A 19,069-nucleotide genomic window follows, 5' to 3' on the forward strand; every position below is an offset into this window, starting at 1 on the left:
GATCAAGCGCTGACTTCTATAGCGATGAGTTATCCAGAAAACCGAACGATCGTTCCGTAAAAGGAAGTTTCAAAGTGAAGCGACTATTCTGCTTGGCCGCGATTGCGGCCGCATTGATGGGGCAAAGTATTACCGCACAAGCTGCCGGCGTTGAATTCGCCGTTGGCGCTACCAGCGATTCGACCATGACGTATCGCCTGGGGATGAATTTCGACTGGGACAAGAGCTGGCTGCAGAGCGACGTCGGTCGCCTGACCGGTTACTGGAGCGGTGCTTACACCTATTGGGACGGTGACAAGACCTCCAGCAACAACAGCCTGTCGTTCTCGCCAGTGTTCGTTTACGAATTTGCCGGTGAGTCGGTGAAGCCGTACGTTGAAGCGGGGATTGGTGTGGCGGCGTTCTCTAATACCAAGTACGAATCCAACAACCTCGGCGGTTCTTTCCAGTTCGAAGACCGTTTGGGTTTTGGCCTGCGTTTCAATGGCGGGCATGAAGTCGGGATTCGTGCGACGCACTATTCCAACGCGGGCCTTTCCAGCGACAACGACGGTGTAGAAAGCTACGCACTGCATTACACGATGCCGTTGTAAGAACTACGTTTCAACAGCCTGCATGAAACCCTGTGGGAGCGAGCTTGCTCGCGAAAGCGGATGATCAGTCAATATTGTTGTTGGCTGACACACCGCATTCGCGAGCAAGCCCGCATACAGTTAGCCGTCTGTGCTTTAAACCTGGCAGATGATTCGATTTGCCATCCGTTTCGGCACCCTGGCAGACCAGGGCTTCCCTATTCAGACCTTGTAACCATTCACTCGACTAGTCAAAACCCCGCGGTTTGGGTAAGTGATGCGGGGGCTGGTTTTGCCAAGTAGGGTCAAATTTCTTCATTACCTCTTCCAGCCTGTCGAGCATTTGTCCGGGACTGCGCTCATTTTCCAGAATCGATATCAGTTGGCTTCGCTCGATGGGATCTGCGTTCTCGTAGGTTTTAAGAAACGCCCACAAGCGGTGCTGCAACTGCTGACGCTCGAATCGGAACTCCGGCGTCATACTCAGTCGACGAATCGCCATGGACACGTTAGAGCTTTGACGTTCTTTTGATCTGTCCCAAAGCTCCCGTTTTTCGCGAGCGTCTGCCTCTGGCACATTGTGCAACCATAGATTCGCTGACGTGTCAGGATCCAGTTGTCCCAGCCAGATATCGGTGCCTGTCTGTCGACGCGCGGCAATTAACCGTCGTAGGGAAGCCGGATTGGAAATCGGGTTTCCAGTCAGATCAAAACCAGTTCTGAGCTCGAGCGATTCAGGAATGACCGAAATATTGTTGTCGGCAAGATTCAATGATGTCTTGGGGATTTCGAGCGTGACTCCTTCCGGAAAATTGTTGATAAGCGTTGAGCTAAGATCGACTTCCCGCAACGCAGTCATTCCTCTGAGCGACGGCGAAACAAAAAGTGGATTTGCGCTGAGGTTCAATACTTCCAGAAGCAGCGGTCCGTTCTCCGGGCCAATCCCGTCAGGCAGTTGGGTTATCCCGGTATTGGACAGATCCAACTCCCGTAAGGTTGTCATCCCTCTGAGAGACGGCGCGTCTTCAAGCGGAATTCCTGCGAGTTTCAGTATCTCCAGACGTTGCGGCCCGTTCTGCATACCTATTGTGGGAGGCAGCTGGGTTAGTCCGGTACCTGACAGGTTCAATTCCCGCAAAAACGGCAGTTTGGCAAGGTCAGGCAGAGTTACCAAATCCGCATTGTTGCTCAGATCAAGCACCTGTAGGCGAGAAGGTCCCTGTGTCGCGGCAAGGTCCGGGGGTGAAAACTGCAAGCTGGTGTGCCTGATCCTCAATACCTGCAATTCTGTCAAGTGCTGCACTGAAATAGACTGGAAAATATTACAGTTTTCCAGAGTCAGCTCTCGCAAGCGGGGCCAATCGGAGAAGCTGGCATATATAGAAAAAGGCTGCGGGCGAATGTGGGTGTGATGAATCTCCAGTACCCTCAACTCTGTGAGTTTTTTCATTGCGACAAGAAGTTTTTTGCCGGTCCCATGCAGGTTCCGCACTTCGAGTGTTTCAATATGAGAAAAAGTCGAAAACAGATCATCCAGTTTCTGGACAGCATATCCGCTCAAACTCAGAGAAACGATGGAGTCGATTCGAGTCGAAATGATCGGCGGCTCTAGATTTACGCGATACCCCGAGTCCAGTTCCAGCCTGAAGCCCACCAGATGACCGTCGCGATAGACCCGTTCCGATGGGTCACCCTGCCATTTGTACAGTCGCTGTAGCGTGTCACAAATCGCCAGCCGTCGAGCGCGTTCGTCGATATCATCGCCTCTGTAAAAACCTTCCCAGACGCTGAGCTCTTGATTCAATTTAGGCAGTCCAAGGCGAAGCCGATCAAGCTCCACCTCTGCAGCCGCGGCATCGCCAAATCGGGCGATGAAATCATCCGCATGTTGATCAGTCGCTTCCGGAAAATAGCGTTTGACCTGCGCTCGAGTGGCGACGGCCGGCGGCGGCCGTCCTGACGGGCCGGCTGTATTGCTGAGCCAAGGACGGAAAAGGCCGGCCGGCGCGGGCTCATTGCGGTTCATGCCGCCCCTCAACCCCACGAAGATGGAAATCCAGGCGTTCTCTTCGTTGCGAGTGATGGCCAGGCTTTCGCCGCTGCGACTGGCGCGATAGACGTTGGCAATGTCGCTGGCCACGGGATCCTTGGGGTCAACAATGCGCCACACCTTGTGGGTGGGGGTGGACGCATCAAGATCATGCAGGGCCTGATACGCGTGGTTGAAGATCACGGCGTAAAGCTTGCCGTCGTGGCGATACAAACCGTCGCTACCGGGTTCGACAGCGCTGAAATCCAGCTCGGTGCGAAATGCCTGCAGGCGTGTTTCGGTCAATGGCGCGGTGGCTGGGGCGAGGTCATTGTGCGGATGCCAAAGACCGGTATCGGGACTGCGCAGCAATACCGGGCCGGAGGGATTCAACTCGCTTGAACGTCGGGCTCGATACAGGCCTGTATTCTGATCGACGGCGACAAGAGCGATGCCGCCACCGGTCAAGTCGACATACCGGCGTTGGTTGTACACCCTGAAGCCTTCGCTGTCGGCAGCCGGTAACGGTGGCGCTACAGTGATGCGGTAATTCTCGAGCGTCGGCGGCATGACGGCGCGGACTTCAGTGGCGTCGGGAACCTGGCTCACAGTGATAGTCTGGGCCGGCAGGATTGCATCAAGGTCTGGATTGCCAGACGGCTTGACTCGCGTGGTCGCATTTGCGCCGGGAATCCTGGACTCGAGGCTCTTGTGGCCGACAGTTTCTGGCCGCGATGAGTCCACTTCCGGTTGGCGGTTCGCAGTGACGTGGACATCTACTTGGGTGCTGCCACCGCGAGGTGGTTTTGCTGCCATATTTCTTCATCCTTGAACGTTTCCCCTCGGCATTCACCCGAGGGTCGGTGGGTCGGCATCCTGCCGATTTACAAGTTGCGCGAGCTATTCCACTGTCGATCATTTCGCCCCGCAAAGGCACACGCATTCGACCGGCCAGTGCATCCCGAGGCCGGGATGAATCCATCGAATATTGGCGTCGCCTGTTGGATAGTTCATGGGGTCAACCCCGTCGAACCAAGAGCTGAACGATATCGTCTGGCGAAGCTGAATGAGATCAGAAAGGCAGACTGCCGCAGCAGGAAATGACGTCAAGGCGCGTAGGAGCGCATACACCACGGAGGGTTTGTTTGTGCTCGGACCGTTTGCAAACGGATCTCCAGCCACCAGCGGTCATCGGCCGAAGCAGCTGCTGGCGCGATGCTAACCGCGCATGTTCGAACGATCAGCGATACACCGTGGCGATGCCCTGTCGTTCTTCAATGCACTCCGGCGCGCCCATTTCGAACTCGCGGCAGATCAACGGACGCTTCTCATAGATCGTGCACATCATCGTGTCGCGATCCAGCGCCGCACACCAGCCGTCGTCCAGACGCAGCATCACTTCGCCGCCCCATTCATCGGTATCGATAAAACGATCAGGCACGCCAGTGTCGGTGATCAGCATCACTTCGAGCTGGCAGCAGCAGGCTGCGCAGGTCGAGCAGGTGACCGCCGGTTCAGCGATTTGTTGGTGGGGGATGGTCTTCATGGGCGGCAGTGTAAGGCAGTGGATGCCGCGTGTGTGAACGCTCTGACAGACGCTCAATGAGCCAGGCGTCGAGCCATCAGATGCAGCAGCGGAAACAGCAACGCCCAGAGCAGCCCGATGCCGATCAGGCTGGGTAATTCGCCGTAGGGAAATTGCACGCCGGCCAAGCGTCCGCCGCCGTAATACGACAGCGCACCACCGACGGCCCCCAGCACGCTGGACAGCCACCATGGCCGGGCGGTCCATTGCAGGCAGTGCCGCAACGTAGTCGCCAGCAACGCCCACAGCAACATCAGCCACAGCGGAATCAGCGGCGACGAATCCTCAAACGCGAACACACCGAGGCCGCGCAAAGCGCTGTCCACCGCCGTACCGACAATCACCACGCTGAGGATCAAACGTCCCTCCGCCGCCCAACTGCTGACCCAGCGCAGATGAATCACCAGCACCGCCAACGCCAGCAACAGCCACAAACTGTTGCCGCCGAGCACACAGGCCAGCCAGCCGATCTGGAAAAGCACGGCATTGGCGATCCGCTCAAGCATCGAAGCGTCCGAGCAGCGGCGCGGGCATGGCGGCCGGTTTGGCCAGCAACAATTGCGCGGTGCCGATGGTGCGCTCCAGGAAGCCACCCTCGCAGTAGCACAGGTAAAACTCCCACAGCCTGAGGAAATAATCGTCGTAGCCCAGTTCGCTCAAGCGGCCGTGGGCGCGGCGAAAATTCTCGTGCCACAGGCGCAGGGTTTTGGCGTAGTGCAAGCCGAAATCTTCCATGTGCAGCAGGTTCATGTCGGTGTCGCGGCTGACGATTTCGAGCATCTTCTGCACGCAGGGCAGGGCGCCGCCGGGGAAGATGTAGCGCTGGATAAAGTCCACGCCGCGCTTGGCTTGCTCATAACGCTGCTCGCGGATGGTGATCGCCTGTAGCAGCATCAGGCCGTTGCTCTTGAGCAACTGCGCGCATTGTTTGAAGTAGGTCGGCAGGAAGCGGTGGCCGACCGCTTCGATCATTTCGATCGACACCAGTTTGTCGTACTCGCCGGTGAGGTCGCGGTAATCCTTGAGCAACAACGTCACTTGATCCTGCAGGCCCAGTTGTTCGATGCGTTTTGCGGTAAACGCATACTGCTCTTTCGACAGCGTGGTTGTGGTCACGCGACAGCCGTAATTTTGCGCCGCGTAAAGCGCCATGCTGCCCCAGCCGGTGCCGATTTCCAGCAGATGATCGCTGGGTTTGAGCGCGAGTTTCTGGCAGATGCGCTCCAGTTTGTTCAGTTGCGCCTGTTCCAGGTTGTCTTCGGGGGTCAGAAACTGCGCCGCCGAGTACATCATGGTCGGGTCGAGAAACTGTTCGAACAGGTCGTTGCCGAGGTCGTAGTGCGCGGCGATGTTTTTCTGCGAGCCTTTGCGCGTGTTGCGATTGAGCCAGTGCAAACCTTGCACCAGCGGTTGGCCGAGGCGCGCCAAACCACCTTCCATCGCATCAAGAACTTCGAGGTTGCTGACGAACACTCGCACCACGGCGGTCAAGTCCGGCGAGCTCCAGTAGCCGTGGATAAACGCCTCGCCTGCGCCGATCGAGCCGTTGCTGGCGACCAGGCCCCAGACTGCGGCGTCGAGTATGTGGATTTCGCCCACCAAGGCACTGCCGGGTGTACCGAACAGCATCCGTTCGCCATCCTCGACCACCACAAGCTGGCCGTGTTTGAGCCGGGCCATTTGCCGCAACACGCCACGACGCAGCAGCGAACCGGTCAAGCCATTGGTGCTGAGCCGACTGACCGACAGACTAGAGGATTTCATGGCGGTGTTCCTTGGGAGGCACGGTAGCGGTTTGAAAGCTGCCATCGGCAGCCTGATGAGCAAAGATCGGTGCGCGCTTGAACAGCAGTCGTACGGCCTGCCAATAAATCGCCAGCGCGGTTTTCGCGGTCATCCACGGGAAGCGACGCAAGTAGCGGTGCAGGCTGTGACGGTCGAGCGTTTCGCGTTGCAGGTTGAGCGTGGCGTCGAACAGTTTGTGCTCGCCCTGCCAGTCGGCCATGTGTACGCCGAGGGTTTGCGCGGCGGGGCTGAAGCTCATGCGGTATTCGAGATCGCGCGGCAGAAACGGCGAAACATGAAAGGCCTTGGCCACCGCGAAATGCTGATGAGCGCTCTGCAGATTGATTGGCGCGCGCGCTGGCAACACATAGTGAAAGCGCTCGCGCCACGGGGTGTTGGTGACTTCGCAGACAATCGCCGCCAGTTGCCCGTCGGCCTCATGGCAATAAAAGAAACTCACCGGATTGAACGCCAGCCCCCAGCTGCGCGGTTGCGTGAGCAGGCACACCGAGCCTTGCGGTTCATGTCCGATGGCGATGCCGACCTGCTGGCGCACGGCGTCGATCAAGCGCATGCCGGTGCCGGTGAAGGCCTTGAGGTAGTCGCTCTCACGAAATGAAAACGGCGCAAAGCGACTGCGGCTGGCCAGCGCCGACAGACCGAACAACGCGTCCTGTTCGGTCAGATCGAGGTACAGCAAACCGATCCGGTAACGAAATTCATGCCGGCGCGGGGAGAAGCGCCGATGGCCGATCCAGCCACTGTATAGGGCGCTGTTCACAGGGTTTCCCCAAACGCGGCCGCCACGCGCAATGCGCTGACCACCCCGTCTTCATGAAAACCGTTGGCCCAATAAGCGCCGCAGTAATGGGTGTGTTGCGCACCGTCCAGTTCGGCCCAGCGGTTCTGCGCCGCCACCGCCGCGAGGCTGAACTGCGGATGGGCATAAGTGAAGCGGGCCAGCACTTTGTCGGGGTTGATGCCGGCGCTCTGGTTGAGGCTGACGCAGAACGTGGTGTCGCTCTCGATGCCCTGGAGAATGTTCATGTCGTAGGTGACGGCCGCGTGAGTGTGACCGGTACCGCTCAGGCGATAGTTCCAGCTGGCCCACGCCAGTTTGCGCGTGGGCAACAGTTGCGTGTCGGTGTGCAGCACCACTTCGTTGTCGGCATAGGGCAGGGCACCGAGGATCGCGCGTTCGGCCTCGCTCGGGCTGGCCAGAATTTGCAGGGCCTGATCGCTGTGACAGGCGAACACCACTTTGTCGAAGTGCTCGATCCCCGCCGGGCTGTGGATAACCACGCCGTGGTCGTCGCGATCCACTCGCTTCACCGGGCAGTTCAGACGAATCCTGTCCTTGAACGCGGCGGTCAGTGGCGCGATGTAAGCGCTGGAACCGCCCTCGACAACCTGCCATTGCGGCCGATCACTGACTGACAACAAGCCATGATTCTTGAAGAAGCGCACAAAGAACTGCAGCGGAAAATTGAGCATCTCGGCCATCGGCATCGACCAGATCGCAGCGCCCATCGGCACGATGTAATGCAGGATGAACCGCTCGCCGTAGCCGCCGGCCTTGAGGTAGTCATCCAGGGTCATATCGGCATCGATGCGCAGCTCGATGAGGTCGCGCTGGGCTTCTTTATTGAAGCGCAGAATATCGCGCAGCATGCCCCAGAATCCCGGCGACAGCAGATTGCGCCGCTGGGCAAACAGGCTGTTGAGGTTGTTGCCGTTGTATTCCAGGCCGCTGTCAGGATCGTTGACCGAGAAACTCATTTCGGTCGGCTTGAACCCCACGCCGAGCTGGCCGAGCAGGCGAATGAAATTCGGGTAGGTCCAGTCGTTGAACACAATGAAACCGGTGTCCACGGCATATTTGCGACCTTCGACGTCGACCTGCACCGTGTGCGTGTGGCCACCGACCCAGTCACCGGCCTCGAACACCGTGACGTCATGTCGGCGATTGAGCAGGTGCGCGCAGGTGAGTCCTGCGATGCCGCTGCCGATAATGGCGATTTTCATGCTGGGTCTCGCAGCGGCGGCGGTTTGCGCACCATGCGTTTGCCGATGGCCAATTGCAGGCCCGTCGGCAGTTTCGACAAGGGCCACAGCGCGGCCATGAACAGCGCCGGGAAGGCGATTTCCAGTGGCCGATCATTGAGTTTGGCGAAGATATGCCGCGCAGCTTTATCCACAGGCCAACTGAGCGGCATCGGGAAATCGTTCTTGGCGGTCAGCGGAGTTTCGACAAAGCCTGGGCTGATTACCGTGACTTCGATGCCCTCATCCGCCAGGTCGATGCGCAACGACTCGAACAGATAGCGCAGCCCGGCCTTCGATGCGCCATAGGCTTCTGCCCGAGGCAGCGGCAAGTAAGTGACCGAGCTGGCCATCCCGACCAGATGCGGCGCGGTGCCTTTGCGCAGTAGCGGCAGGGCGGCTTCGATGCAGTAGGCGCTGGCGAGCAGATTGGTACGCACCACGTGCTCGACGATCGAGGAGTCGAATTGCCGGGCATCGACATATTCACAGGTGCCGGCATTGAGGATCACTGTGTCCAGCGACCCCCAGTCCTCAGCGATCTGCTCACCGATTTCACGCACGGTCTGGCTGTTGGTCAGATCGCCCGGCACCACCAGCACTTGTCCCGGATAGCGTTGCGACAGCACTTTGAGTGGGGCGACCTGGCGCGAGCTGACAGCCAGGTGCGCGCCGGTGGCGAGGATGCTTTGCGCCAATGCGGCGCCAATGCCACTGCTGGCACCCGTCAACCAGTAACGCCGTGGAGGTGTACGACTCATCCCATTCTCCTTTTCAGCCAGGCGATCACCCGGCCCAATATTGGCAAGTGTTCATACAGCAGCGCCCCGGCATCGAAATAATCCCGGTGGCGATAAACCTTGTCGCGCCACAGCAAGTGCGAGCAGCCGCCGACGCGGATCTCCCGACCATTGGCCAGACGCGGGTGGCGATAACTCATGACCCAGCGCAGGTAGCCTTCACCCTCGCCAATCTGGTCGTAGCCGTGAAAATCGAAACGCAGTTCGCTGACGTTGGCGTACAGCTCACCGAAGTAATCGCGCAACTGCGCCAGCCCCTGAACTTCGTGCAACGGGTCGGTGAAGTGAATGTCATCGCTGTACAGCTCGCCAAGGCGTTGCAGGTTGTCTTTGTTCAACGCTGAAAATTGCCGGGCGAAGCTGCGCAGGAATTCACTCATGATCGACCCCGACTGGTTGGCGGGAAGGCAGGTTCTTGAAAGCCGTCAGCGCGCGTTCGCGCGATGCACTCAGGTTGACGATCGGCGTTGGGTAATCCGCAACGCCGAACAAGCCGCCGGCACTGGCCGGGTTATGCACCTGTTTTTTGTCGAGGTCGGCCAGTTCCGGTAGCCAGTGCTTGATGAACAGGCCCTCGCTGTCGAATTTTTCCGACTGGCTCAACGGGTTGAAAATGCGGAAGTACGGTGCCGAATCGGTACCGGTGGAGGAGCTCCATTGCCAGCCGCCGTTGTTCGCCGCCAGATCACCATCGATCAAATGGCGCATGAAAAACCGCTCGCCTTCGCGCCAGTCGATCAGCAGGTTTTTGGTCAGGAACATCGCCACGACCATGCGCAGGCGATTGTGCATCCAGCCGGTTTCGAGCAATTGGCGCATCGCCGCATCGATGATCGGCAGCCCGGTGCGCGCCTCTTGCCACGCCGCGAGTTCGTCCGGGGCGTCGCGCCAGGCCAGGGCTTCGGTCTCCGGACGGAACGCGCGGTGGCGCGAAACCCGTGGATAACCGACCAGAATGTGTTTGTAGAACTCGCGCCACAGCAGCTCATTGATCCAGGTGACAGCGCCGACCTTGCCGCTTTCGAATTCACCCTGATTGCTTTGCAGAGCGGCGTGCAGGCATTGGCGTGGCGAAACGACGCCAGCGGCCAGATACGCTGAAAGCTGACTGGTCCCGGGCTTGGCCGGGAAGTCGCGTTCGCTTTTGTAGTAATCGATTTGGGCGTCGGCGAAGGTATCGAGACGACGTCGGGCTTCTTTCTCACCGGCAGGCCACAGATCGCGTAGGGTTTCGCTCGGTGTGGCGAACCCGCTGACGGATGCCGGAACCGGATCGCTGTCGATGTCCAGCGGCGACTGTTTGCCGGGTGCAGGCACCAGCGCCGGCATCGAGCGATGTAGGCGTTCGTAGCAGACCTTGCGAAACTGGCTGAACACTTGGAAGTACGTCCCGGTTTTGGTCAGCACGGTGCCGGGCTTGAACAGCAATTGATCGAGATAACTGTGAAATTCGATGCCCTCGGCCTGCAATGCCTTGGCCACCGCCGCATCACGACGGCTTTCGTTCACGCCATATTCTTCGTTGACGTGCACCGCTTCGATGTTCAGTTGGCGACAGAGTTTGCCCAGTTCCGCCGGCGCCTGGTCCCAATGCGCCGCCGTGCGAATCAGCAACGGAATGTTCAGTTGACCGAGGCTTTTGCTCAGCCCTTGCAGATTGCGCAGCCAGAAGTCGACCTTGCAGGGCGCATCGTCATGTTCTTGCCATTGCTGTGGGCTCAACAGGTACACGGCGACCGTCGGGCCGCGGGCTGCGGCAGCCGCGAGGGCGGTGTTGTCATGTTGGCGCAGGTCGCTGCGCAGCCAGATCAATTGCATATCGGTAGTCGCGTTCATTAAATCAGCCCACGCTGAACGAGTGCCTGGTGTGCTGAAAGCGGATCTTCGGCCAGGTACAAATCAGCAATCTCGGAAGTTCTTACGGACAACTCGGCGTGGTGGATGCACACCGTTGGTCCGACGATCATTTTCGGGCAAGCGACGCCAGCCAAAAGTTTCGGCAACTGCGCATGCTGCATGGCTTTGCTGGAATACAGCAGCACACCACGGGCTTGCAGATGTTCGACGGCCAATGCCAGCTCCCCGGCCGGCAGTGGCCAGTCAAACACTTGCACCGGGCAATCAGCGCTGCTGATCAGCCACGCGCATAGCCACAGATGAGGTTCCAGTGACAGGTCGGAATGATTGATCAGCAACAGTGGCGCGGCGTGCAATTGACGATTGTTATGGTAGATGCGCGCGCCAAATTTGCTGCGTAACCACGAATAAAAAAATACCCGCTCCATCTGCGCGCCGAACTGGCCCTGCCAGCGCTGTTCAAGTTCGGCCAGCAGCGGCAGCAGCAATTGCTCACACAGGGTGCGCGGCGGATACAGCGCCATGACTTGATTGATGCTGTCGTCGATGCTGCGTTCATTGAGTTGCGTGACGGCCATGAGCAGGGTCTGGCGCAACCGTTGCCAATCGTTTTCCACCGACTCGCTGAGGTCCTGCGCAGTGTCGAGCAGCGGCTTGACCTGGCTGACCGCGACGCCACGGTTGAGCCAGGTGAGGATGGTCAAAATGCGTTGTACATGCTCGGCCGAATACAGCCGATGACCCTTGGGCGTGCGTTGCGGGACGATCAGACCATACCGTCGTTCCCACGCACGCAGCGTGATCGCATTGACACCGGTCTGCCGCGCCACTTCGCGGATCGGCAACCAGCCTTCATCGAGGGCTTTCTTGAAGTCGGCGCCAAGGTCTTCCTGAGCGCTGGAATCGGGTTTGTCATTCATTAGATAGCGTTTCGCAGGCTGAGATTTTCCGGATGCGGTTGCAGGTAAACCTGTTGCGCAATGTACGGATCCGGATGAAGGCGAAAGTGGTGTTTGAGCAGCGTCAGCGGTACCACGAGCGGAACGATGCCCAAACGATATTGGCCAATCACATGCACCATCTCCTGCTTGTCTTCGGCGCTGATTGCCTGTTTCAAGTAACCGCTGATGTGCTGCAGAACATTGCTATGGGTGCCGCGGGTCGCACATTTTTTTAGCGCTGCCATCAATTCGCTGAAGTAACGCGGGCCAAGTTCGGCAGGGTCGCTCTGCGCCATGTTGCCCAACAACTTGCCTAGCGCCTTGTATTGCAGCGGGTTGTGCGCCATCAACTGGTATTTGTAGCGTGAGTGGAATTCGGTGAGCGCACGGCGGCTCAGGCCTTGGGCAAGCACTTGCTGCCAGGCGCTGTAGGCGAGTACCCGGGTGATGAAGTTTTCACGCAGCACCGGATCGTTCAGGCGTCCGGCTTCTTCCACCGGCAAGTCCGGGTGCCGCGCGCAGAAAGCCTGGGCGTAGATGCCCCGGCCACCGCCGTTCACCGGCGCGCCGTTATCGTGATAGACCTTGACCCGTTCCAGCCCGCAGGAAGGTGATTGCTGCATGAAGATGTAGCCGCAGATGTCATTGAGCTCGCCGGCCATTTTCTCGCCGTACTCGGCCAGAGGCGCGGTGACGTTGATCGAGGGATGGACGGTGCCGACGGCTTGCGGACTTTGCGGATCGCCGACCAAGCGGATCGGTTCACGGGGAATGCCCATGCCGATGGCTACTTCCGGGCAAAGCGGGACGAATTCGAAATATTCAGCGAGGGTGCGGCTGCACAGGCGTGATTCCTTGTGACCGCCGTTAAAGCGAACCTCGGCGCCCATCAGGCAGGCGCTGATGGCGATTTTCGGCCGGGACATGGAAAGGTCTGACATGGATACCTCTCGAATCTATACCTGTACAGAGATCGATCTCTGTACAACATTTCTTCAGCATAGATTCATGGGTGTACAAGTCAAATCATTTGTATAAGTTTTTCTGTAGGAGCTGTCGCAGGCTGCGATCTCTTGATCCTGTTTTTGATTTGGGAGTTTTGAGAAGCAAAGATCAAAAGATCGCAGCCTTCGGCAGCTCCTACATGAGCCAGCCGATTTTCCATTGGGCGTTGTTTTGTAACGCATGCCAATCGAATCGTTCGACACGTTTGGTCAGCACCGCCTGCAACTCGACTTCGAGCACAGTGCCGTCCTCATCGCGAATCAGCTCGGTCACCAGAAAATGTTTTTCACGATTTTGCGGGTGGGCTGCTGTCCATTTCGACAGCAGCAATTTGCGCGGGTTGATCTGATTCACTGGAGATGCTCATGCAAACGGCGCGCAGCTTCCTGGCCGCTGAGCCAGGCACCCTCGACGCGTCCGGACAGGCACCAGTCGCCGCAGGCGTACAAACCCAGATCGGCATCCGCCAGCGCGCCCCATTCGTGGCCCGTCGCCGGGCGTGCGTAGAGCCAGCGGTGGGCGAGGCTGAAGGTCGGCGCGGGCATTGCACTGTGAAGCAATTCGGCGAATGCGCCGTGCAGTTGCTCGATCACCGCTTCCTTGGGCAGGTCGATGTGCTGCCGGCTCCAGGCGCTGGTCGCGTGCAGCACCCAAGTGTCGAGCGTGTTGTCGCGCCCCGGTTTACTGCGATTGCGCGCCAGCCAGTCGAGGGGGCTGTCCTGCACGAAGCAACCCTCAATCGGAGTATCCAGCGGCGTATCGAAGGCGAGGGCGACGGCCCAGGTCGGGTCCATTTTTACCCCGGCGGCGGCACCGGCGAGTTTCGGCGCGGCGGCCAGCAACGCGGTAGCTTGCGGTGCCGGCGTGGCGATCACGACATGACTGAAAGGACCGTGGGTGAAGCCTTCGGCGTCTTGCAGATGCCAATGTTCTTCGCCGCGATAGACCTCGGTAATCCGACAGGCAAATTGCACCTCCAGACCCTCGAGCAAGCCGCGGGTGATGGCGCTCATCCGTGGCGCACCGACCCAGCGGGTCTGCTCGTCCGGCGACAGATTAAGTTGCCCGCCCTGGAAGGTGTAGAGCTGCGGTGTCCACTCGGCGACCCAGCCCTGACTTTGCCAGCGCTGTACCTCGGTGACGAAACGTCGATCGCGAGCGGTGAAATATTGCGCGCCCAGATCCAGCGAACCGGCGTCGCTGCGTTTGCTCGACATACGTCCGCCGCTGCCGCGACTTTTATCGAACAATTGGACGGTGTGCCCAGTCTCCGTAAGAGCCTGAGCTGCCGAGAGTCCGGCGATGCCGGTGCCGATGATTGCGATAGGTACAGTCATAGGGGCCTCGTTTACCTTTCTGTACAGACTACGCCGTCGTTGAAACCTGTACAATTTTGTTTTTTGGTATAACTTCTAGCGTTCTCGTTCTGGCAGCTTGGCCTATGGTTAAACAATAGAACCTGCCCGATAGAAAAGATCCCTGTTTATAAAAATAGACTAGTGATCCGGGTAAAACGCCACGCGAGGAAGATGTCATGCATATATTGCTGACCGGCGGTACTGGTTTGATCGGACGTCAGCTCTGCCGACACTGGTCGGGGCAGGGCCATCGTCTGACGGTTTGGAGTCGTCGCCCGCAAGCGGTCGCAAAAATCTGCGGGACGCAGGTGCGCGCCATCGCACGGCTGGAAGAGCTTGGCGAAGAACCCGTCGACGCAATCATCAATCTTGCTGGCGCGCCGATTGCCGATCGACTGTGGACCCATCGACGCAAAGCGTTGTTGTGGAGCAGCCGCATCAAACTCACGGAAACCCTGTTGGCGTGGCTTGAAACCCGCGCGCAGAAACCGGCGCTGCTGATTTCCGGTTCGGCCATTGGCTGGTACGGCGACGGTGGTGAGCGCGAGTTGAGCGAAGACTCACCGCCAGTGATCGACGATTTCGCCAGTCAGCTGTGTATTGCCTGGGAAGAGACTGCCCAGCGCGCAGAAGCGTTGGGCATCCGCGTGATACTGGTGCGCACCGGTCTGGTGCTGTCGGCAGAGGGCGGCTTTTTGTCGCGGCTGTTGCTGCCGTTCAAACTTGGGTTGGGCGGGCCTCTGGGCAATGGCCGGCAGTGGATGCCGTGGATTCATATCGATGACCAAATCGCCCTGATTGATTTTCTTCTGCATCGTGATCAGGCCAGTGGTCCTTATAATGCGTGCGCGCCAAAACCTGTGCGCAATCGCGAATTTGCCAAGACGCTGGGCAGTGTTTTACACCGTCCGGCGTTCATGCCAATGCCGACCCTGGCACTGAAGGTCGGTCTGGGCGAGATGTCATTGCTGTTGCTGGGCGGCCAACGGGCCACGCCGGCACGCTTGCTGGAAGCGGGATTCACTTTCCAGTTCACGGATTTACGCGCGGCTCTGGATGATCTCTCCAGCCGCCTCTGAAATAGGACGTTGCATGACCGATCACGCCTTGCTTCTGGTCAACCTGGGTTCCCCGGCCTCCACCTCGGTGGCCGATGTACGCCGCTACCTCAATCAATTTCTGATGGATCCGTACGTGATCGACCTGCCGTGGCCGGTGCGGCGTTTGCTGGTATCGCTGATCCTGATCAAGCGCCCCGAGCAATCCGCCCACGCCTACGCCTCGATCTGGTGGGAGGAGGGGTCGCCGCTGGTGGTGCTCAGCCGTCGCTTGCAAGCGCAGATGAAGGCGCAGTGGAAGCATGGCCCGGTCGATCTGGCGATGCGTTACGGCGAGCCTTCAATTGAAACGTGCCTGACAAGACTGGTCGCGGCAGGGCACAAGCGCATCACGCTGGCGCCGCTGTACCCACAGTTCGCCGACAGCACCACCACCACGGTTATCCAAGAAGCCAAACGAGTGCTGCGCGAGAAGAAGCTCGATGTGCAGCTCTCGATTTTGCAGCCGTTCTACGATCAGCCGGAATACCTCGACGCGCTCGTCGCCAGCGCCAAACCGCATTTGCAGCAGGATTACGATCACCTGCTGCTGAGCTTCCATGGTTTGCCGGAGCGGCATCTGACCAAGCTTGATCCGACCGGGCAGCATTGTTTCAAGAACGAAGATTGCTGCAAGAACGCATCCCCGGCGGTTCTGGCTACCTGTTATCGCGCGCAATGCCTGCGCACGGCGGCACTGTTCGCCGAGCGCATGGGGCTGGCGGATGGCAAATGGTCGGTGTCGTTTCAGTCGCGATTGGGTCGTGCCAAATGGATCGAGCCGTACACCGAAGCGCGGCTGGATGAGTTGGCGAAAAGCGGCGTGAAGAAGATTCTGGTGATGTGCCCGGCGTTCGTTGCTGATTGCATCGAAACGCTGGAAGAGATTGGTGACCGCGGCAAGGAGCAGTTCCGCGAAGCGGGGGGCGAGGAGTTGGTGCTGGTGCCGTGCCTGAATGACGACCCGCAATGGGCGAAGGCGTTGGCTACCCTCTGCGAAAGAGCGCCTTTGGCCCTCTAAAAGCATCGCGGGCAAGCCCGCTCCCACAGGTTCAGTGCAATTCCTGTGGGAGCGGGCTTGCCCGCGATGACATTTGCACAAACAACAAAAAACTTACAACTTGATTAGAGCAGCGGATCATCCGCCTTCTTGTTCTTCCAGCCATCATTGCCCGGCAGCAGCAGGTTCAGCGCAATCGCCACCACCGCGCACAGCGCGATGCCTTTGAGGCCGAAGTCGTCCGGACCGGTGCCAGTGCCAACCAGCACACCACCAATCCCGAACACCAATGTCACCGAAACAATCACCAGATTGCGTGCTTCGCCCAGATCGATCTTGTGGCGGATCAGGGTGTTCATGCCCACCGCCGCGATCGAACCGAACAACAAGCACAGAATCCCGCCCATCACCGGTACCGGGATGCTTTGCAGCAGCGCGCCGAACTTGCCGACAAACGCCAGGCTGATGGCGAAGATCGCCGCCCAGGTCATGATTTTCGGGTTGTAGTTCTTGGTCAGCATCACGGCGCCAGTCACTTCGGCGTAGGTGGTGTTAGGCGGGCCGCCGAACATACCGGCTGCGGTGGTGGCGATGCCGTCACCGAGCAGGGTGCGATGCAGGCCCGGCTTCTTCAGATAGTCACGACCGGTCACGCTACCGACTGCAATCACGCCGCCGATGTGTTCAATCGCCGGGGCCAATGCCACTGGAACGATGAACAGAATCGCCTGCCAGTTGAACTCTGGCGCAGTGAAATGCGGGATCGCAAACCACGGTGCTGCGGCAATTTTCGCGGTATCGACCACACCGAAATAGAACGCCATGGCGAAACCGACCAGCACGCCGGAAATGATCGGCACCAGACGGAAAATGCCTTTGCCGAACACCGCCACGATCAACGTCGTCAGCAGCGCTGGCATCGAGATCATCATCGCGGTCTGGTAGTGGATCAGTTCAGCACCGTCGCCAGACTTGCCCATCGCCATGTTCGCGGCAATCGGCGCCATGGCCAGACCGATGGAGATGATCACCGGACCGATGACCACCGGCGGCAGCAGACGGTCGATGAAACCGGTGCCTTTGATCTTCACGGCCAGGCCAAGAAAGGTGTAGACGAAACCGGCCGCCATCACGCCGCCCATGGTCGCGGCGAGGCCGAACTGGCCCTTGGCGAGAATGATCGGGGTGATGAAAGCAAAGCTCGACGCCAGGAACACCGGCACCTGACGGCCAGTGACGATCTGGAACAGAATCGTCCCAAGACCTGCGGTAAACAGTGCCACGTTCGGGTCAAGGCCCGTGATCAGCGGCATCAGCACCAAAGCGCCGAAAGCCACGAACAGCATCTGGGCGCCGGACAGCACCGTGCGCCAGAGCGGATCGTTGAACTCTTGTTGCATGGTCACGCGTCCTTCTGCTTGGTGCCGAAGATCTTGTCACCGGCATCGCCAAGCCCTGGGATGATGTAACCGTGTTCGTTCAAACGTTCATCAATCGAGGCGGTGTAGATGGTCACGTCCGGGTGAGCCTTTTCTACAGCGGCAATGCCTTCCGGCGCAGCAACCAGCACCATCGCGCGGATTTCCTTGCAGCCAGCCTTTTTCAGCAGGTCGATGGTCGCAACCATGGAGCTGCCGGTGGCGAGCATCGGGTCGATGATCATCGCCAGACGTTCGTCGATTTCCGGAACCAGTTTTTCCAGATAGGTGTGGGCTTGCAGGGTTTCTTCGTTGCGGGCAACACCCACAGCGCTGACCTTGGCACCCGGGATCAGGCTGAGCACGCCTTCGAGCATGCCGATACCGGCACGCAGGATTGGCACGACAGTGATCTTCTTGCCGGCGATTTTCTCGACCGACACGGTGCCGCACCAACCTTCGATATCGTAGGTTTCCAGCGGCAGGTCTTTGGTAGCTTCGTAGGTCAACAGCGCACCGACTTCCTGAGCGAGCTCGCGGAAATTCTTGGTGCTGATGTCTGCGCGGCGCATAAGGCCAAGTTTGTGACGGATCAGCGGATGGCGGATCTCTTGGATGGACATGGGGAAAGGCTCCGGCGGCGGGCAAAAAAACCGGCCTAGATTAATCTATCCGAGGGTGATGTCCTATAGGACATAGAGTACGTTAGTCCATAAAGGCTTGATTCAGTCGTGCGAGATGCGTACCTTTGCCCGCTTTTCGCGACTATCCCCCCCTTCAATCACCCCCCGGAGAGCGCCATGTCCGCTGATCTCGAGCATATCCGTCAAATCATGCGAGAGGCTGACTGCCTGTACACCGAGTCTGAAGTCGAGGCCGCCATTGCCCGCGTCGGTGCACAAATCAACGAAACACTGGCCGAGAGCAACCCGGTGGTGTTCTGCGTGATGAACGGCGGGCTGATTTTTTCCGGCAAGCTGCTGACTCATCTGCATTTCCCGCTGGAAGCGTCCTACCTGCACGCGACCCGTTATCGCAACGAAACCAGCGGCGGCGACCTGTTCTGGAAGGCCAAGCCAGAAGTCTCGTTCCTTGACCGTGACGTGCTGATCATCGACGACATCCTCGACGAAGGGCATACCCTGGGCGCGATCATCGATTACTGCAAACACGCCGGTGCGCGCAAAGTGCACACCGCCGTGCTGATCGACAAGGATCACGACCGCAAGGCGCGTCCTGACCTCAAAGCCGATTTCGTCGGTCTGCCGTGCATCGACCGTTACATCTTCGGTTACGGCATGGACTACAAAGGCTACTGGCGTAACGCCAACGGGATCTTCGCCGTTAAAGGCATGTAAGCAAGATCAAAAGATCGCAGCCTGCGGCAGCTCCTACAGGGGATTGATGTACACCCTGTAGGAGCTGCCGCAGGCTGCGATCTTTTGCTTTTAGAGGCTGCTAAAGTGCTTGGCCCCGCCCTCAGTCTGCTCCTGTCCGCCGCGCCGATGCACAGTATCCAGGCCAATTTGCACACCGGCAGCGTGCGTGCGCGTTGAGCCAAGCGGCAGGGCAGGGGTAA

At 58.9% G+C, this 19,069-nt stretch carries 19 protein-coding genes; 4 read left to right on the plus strand and 15 right to left on the minus strand.

Annotated elements, in window-relative coordinates:
* Window positions 1-74 precede the first annotated feature (74 nt).
* The gene (locus ICA15_RS28140; RefSeq protein WP_150605280.1) at window positions 75-593 is read left to right on the plus strand and encodes an acyloxyacyl hydrolase; all 519 of its coding nucleotides are present in this window, start codon (window positions 75-77) and stop codon (window positions 591-593) included.
* 226 nt (window positions 594-819) lie between these two features.
* Here the strand turns inward: ICA15_RS28140 and ICA15_RS28145 are convergent, their stop codons facing one another.
* The 13 genes from ICA15_RS28145 to ICA15_RS28205 form a co-directional block, all read right to left on the minus strand.
* The gene (locus tag ICA15_RS28145; RefSeq protein WP_210555687.1) at window positions 820-3,417 is read right to left on the minus strand and encodes a leucine-rich repeat domain-containing protein; all 2,598 of its coding nucleotides are present in this window, start codon (window positions 3,415-3,417) and stop codon (window positions 820-822) included.
* A 424-nt stretch (window positions 3,418-3,841) separates the two neighbouring features.
* Entirely contained in the window at window positions 3,842-4,147 is a 306-nt protein-coding gene (locus ICA15_RS28150) for a YkgJ family cysteine cluster protein (protein WP_150605282.1), read from the minus strand.
* Between the two features lie 53 nt (window positions 4,148-4,200).
* Window positions 4,201-4,692: a DUF2878 domain-containing protein gene (locus ICA15_RS28155; protein WP_210555688.1), complete on the minus strand. Its 492-nt coding sequence runs from the start codon at window positions 4,690-4,692 to the stop codon at window positions 4,201-4,203.
* Window positions 4,685-5,950, minus strand: coding sequence for an SAM-dependent methyltransferase (locus ICA15_RS28160; RefSeq protein ID WP_210555689.1), 1,266 nt, complete (start codon window positions 5,948-5,950; stop codon window positions 4,685-4,687). Before ICA15_RS28160 ends, ICA15_RS28155 begins: the two co-directional genes overlap by 8 nt.
* Window positions 5,937-6,752 carry a DUF1365 domain-containing protein gene (locus tag ICA15_RS28165; protein ID WP_150605285.1) on the minus strand — a complete coding sequence of 272 codons (816 nt, stop codon included), beginning with the start codon at window positions 6,750-6,752 and terminating at the stop codon, window positions 5,937-5,939. The genes ICA15_RS28160 and ICA15_RS28165 overlap by 14 nt, the downstream gene beginning before the upstream one ends.
* Window positions 6,749-7,996 carry an NAD(P)/FAD-dependent oxidoreductase gene (locus tag ICA15_RS28170; RefSeq protein WP_210555690.1) on the minus strand — a complete coding sequence of 416 codons (1,248 nt, stop codon included), beginning with the start codon at window positions 7,994-7,996 and terminating at the stop codon, window positions 6,749-6,751. The genes ICA15_RS28165 and ICA15_RS28170 overlap by 4 nt, the downstream gene beginning before the upstream one ends.
* Complete coding sequence (locus ICA15_RS28175) at window positions 7,993-8,775, minus strand: SDR family NAD(P)-dependent oxidoreductase (RefSeq protein WP_150616373.1); 783 nt, start codon at window positions 8,773-8,775, stop codon at window positions 7,993-7,995. The genes ICA15_RS28170 and ICA15_RS28175 overlap by 4 nt, the downstream gene beginning before the upstream one ends.
* Window positions 8,772-9,194 (minus strand): nuclear transport factor 2 family protein, encoded by a 423-nt coding sequence (locus ICA15_RS28180; protein ID WP_150605288.1) that lies wholly within the window; start codon window positions 9,192-9,194, stop codon window positions 8,772-8,774. The genes ICA15_RS28175 and ICA15_RS28180 overlap by 4 nt, the downstream gene beginning before the upstream one ends.
* Entirely contained in the window at window positions 9,187-10,632 is a 1,446-nt protein-coding gene (gene phrB, locus ICA15_RS28185; protein ID WP_210555702.1) for a deoxyribodipyrimidine photo-lyase, read from the minus strand. Before phrB ends, ICA15_RS28180 begins: the two co-directional genes overlap by 8 nt.
* 17 nt (window positions 10,633-10,649) lie before the next feature.
* Window positions 10,650-11,591 (minus strand): MerR family transcriptional regulator, encoded by a 942-nt coding sequence (locus tag ICA15_RS28190; protein ID WP_210555691.1) that lies wholly within the window; start codon window positions 11,589-11,591, stop codon window positions 10,650-10,652.
* Complete coding sequence (locus ICA15_RS28195) at window positions 11,591-12,553, minus strand: YbgA family protein (RefSeq protein ID WP_210555692.1); 963 nt, start codon at window positions 12,551-12,553, stop codon at window positions 11,591-11,593. The genes ICA15_RS28190 and ICA15_RS28195 overlap by 1 nt, the downstream gene beginning before the upstream one ends.
* A gap of 199 nt (window positions 12,554-12,752) precedes the next feature.
* Window positions 12,753-12,971: a TIGR02450 family Trp-rich protein gene (locus ICA15_RS28200; protein WP_150605293.1), complete on the minus strand. Its 219-nt coding sequence runs from the start codon at window positions 12,969-12,971 to the stop codon at window positions 12,753-12,755.
* Window positions 12,968-13,954 (minus strand): NAD(P)/FAD-dependent oxidoreductase, encoded by a 987-nt coding sequence (locus tag ICA15_RS28205; RefSeq protein WP_150605294.1) that lies wholly within the window; start codon window positions 13,952-13,954, stop codon window positions 12,968-12,970. The genes ICA15_RS28200 and ICA15_RS28205 overlap by 4 nt, the downstream gene beginning before the upstream one ends.
* Before the next feature lie 197 nt (window positions 13,955-14,151).
* Between ICA15_RS28205 and ICA15_RS28210 the strand changes: the two genes are divergently transcribed.
* Both ICA15_RS28210 and hemH read left to right on the plus strand, forming a co-directional pair.
* The gene (locus ICA15_RS28210; RefSeq protein ID WP_150605295.1) at window positions 14,152-15,054 is read left to right on the plus strand and encodes a TIGR01777 family oxidoreductase; all 903 of its coding nucleotides are present in this window, start codon (window positions 14,152-14,154) and stop codon (window positions 15,052-15,054) included.
* A 13-nt stretch (window positions 15,055-15,067) separates the two neighbouring features.
* Entirely contained in the window at window positions 15,068-16,093 is a 1,026-nt protein-coding gene (gene hemH, locus ICA15_RS28215; protein ID WP_210555693.1) for a ferrochelatase, read from the plus strand.
* A gap of 104 nt (window positions 16,094-16,197) precedes the next feature.
* Here hemH and ICA15_RS28220 read toward each other — a convergent pair whose 3' ends face one another.
* Both ICA15_RS28220 and upp read right to left on the minus strand, forming a co-directional pair.
* Window positions 16,198-17,472, minus strand: a complete 1,275-nt coding sequence (locus ICA15_RS28220) for a uracil-xanthine permease family protein (RefSeq protein ID WP_150605297.1) — start codon at window positions 17,470-17,472, stop codon at window positions 16,198-16,200.
* A gap of 2 nt (window positions 17,473-17,474) precedes the next feature.
* Complete coding sequence (gene upp, locus ICA15_RS28225) at window positions 17,475-18,113, minus strand: uracil phosphoribosyltransferase (RefSeq protein WP_042561031.1); 639 nt, start codon at window positions 18,111-18,113, stop codon at window positions 17,475-17,477.
* A gap of 177 nt (window positions 18,114-18,290) precedes the next feature.
* Between upp and ICA15_RS28230 the strand changes: the two genes are divergently transcribed.
* Window positions 18,291-18,848 carry a hypoxanthine-guanine phosphoribosyltransferase gene (locus ICA15_RS28230; protein WP_042561030.1) on the plus strand — a complete coding sequence of 186 codons (558 nt, stop codon included), beginning with the start codon at window positions 18,291-18,293 and terminating at the stop codon, window positions 18,846-18,848.
* Window positions 18,849-19,069 lie beyond the last annotated feature (221 nt).

The organism is Pseudomonas sp. P116 (assembly GCF_020149425.1).
Lineage (GTDB): Bacteria > Pseudomonadota > Gammaproteobacteria > Pseudomonadales > Pseudomonadaceae > Aquipseudomonas > Aquipseudomonas anatoliensis.

Bases quoted from the DNA above. Each gene is read 5' to 3' on its own strand.
- ICA15_RS28145 (WP_210555687.1), bottom strand. From the start codon at position 3,417: ATGGCAGCAAAACCACCTCGCGGTGGCAGCACCCAAGTAGATGTCCAC.
- ICA15_RS28150 (WP_150605282.1), bottom strand. From the start codon at position 4,147: ATGAAGACCATCCCCCACCAACAAATCGCTGAACCGGCGGTCACCTGC.
- ICA15_RS28155 (WP_210555688.1), bottom strand. From the start codon at position 4,692: ATGCTTGAGCGGATCGCCAATGCCGTGCTTTTCCAGATCGGCTGGCTG.
- ICA15_RS28160 (WP_210555689.1), bottom strand. From the start codon at position 5,950: ATGAAATCCTCTAGTCTGTCGGTCAGTCGGCTCAGCACCAATGGCTTG.
- ICA15_RS28170 (WP_210555690.1), bottom strand. From the start codon at position 7,996: ATGAAAATCGCCATTATCGGCAGCGGCATCGCAGGACTCACCTGCGCG.
- ICA15_RS28175 (WP_150616373.1), bottom strand. From the start codon at position 8,775: ATGAGTCGTACACCTCCACGGCGTTACTGGTTGACGGGTGCCAGCAGT.
- ICA15_RS28180 (WP_150605288.1), bottom strand. From the start codon at position 9,194: ATGAGTGAATTCCTGCGCAGCTTCGCCCGGCAATTTTCAGCGTTGAAC.
- phrB (WP_210555702.1), bottom strand. From the start codon at position 10,632: ATGCAATTGATCTGGCTGCGCAGCGACCTGCGCCAACATGACAACACC.
- ICA15_RS28190 (WP_210555691.1), bottom strand. From the start codon at position 11,591: ATGAATGACAAACCCGATTCCAGCGCTCAGGAAGACCTTGGCGCCGAC.
- ICA15_RS28195 (WP_210555692.1), bottom strand. From the start codon at position 12,553: ATGTCAGACCTTTCCATGTCCCGGCCGAAAATCGCCATCAGCGCCTGC.
- ICA15_RS28205 (WP_150605294.1), bottom strand. From the start codon at position 13,954: ATGACTGTACCTATCGCAATCATCGGCACCGGCATCGCCGGACTCTCG.
- ICA15_RS28210 (WP_150605295.1), top strand. From the start codon at position 14,152: ATGCATATATTGCTGACCGGCGGTACTGGTTTGATCGGACGTCAGCTC.
- hemH (WP_210555693.1), top strand. From the start codon at position 15,068: ATGACCGATCACGCCTTGCTTCTGGTCAACCTGGGTTCCCCGGCCTCC.
- ICA15_RS28220 (WP_150605297.1), bottom strand. From the start codon at position 17,472: ATGCAACAAGAGTTCAACGATCCGCTCTGGCGCACGGTGCTGTCCGGC.
- upp (WP_042561031.1), bottom strand. From the start codon at position 18,113: ATGTCCATCCAAGAGATCCGCCATCCGCTGATCCGTCACAAACTTGGC.
- ICA15_RS28230 (WP_042561030.1), top strand. From the start codon at position 18,291: ATGTCCGCTGATCTCGAGCATATCCGTCAAATCATGCGAGAGGCTGAC.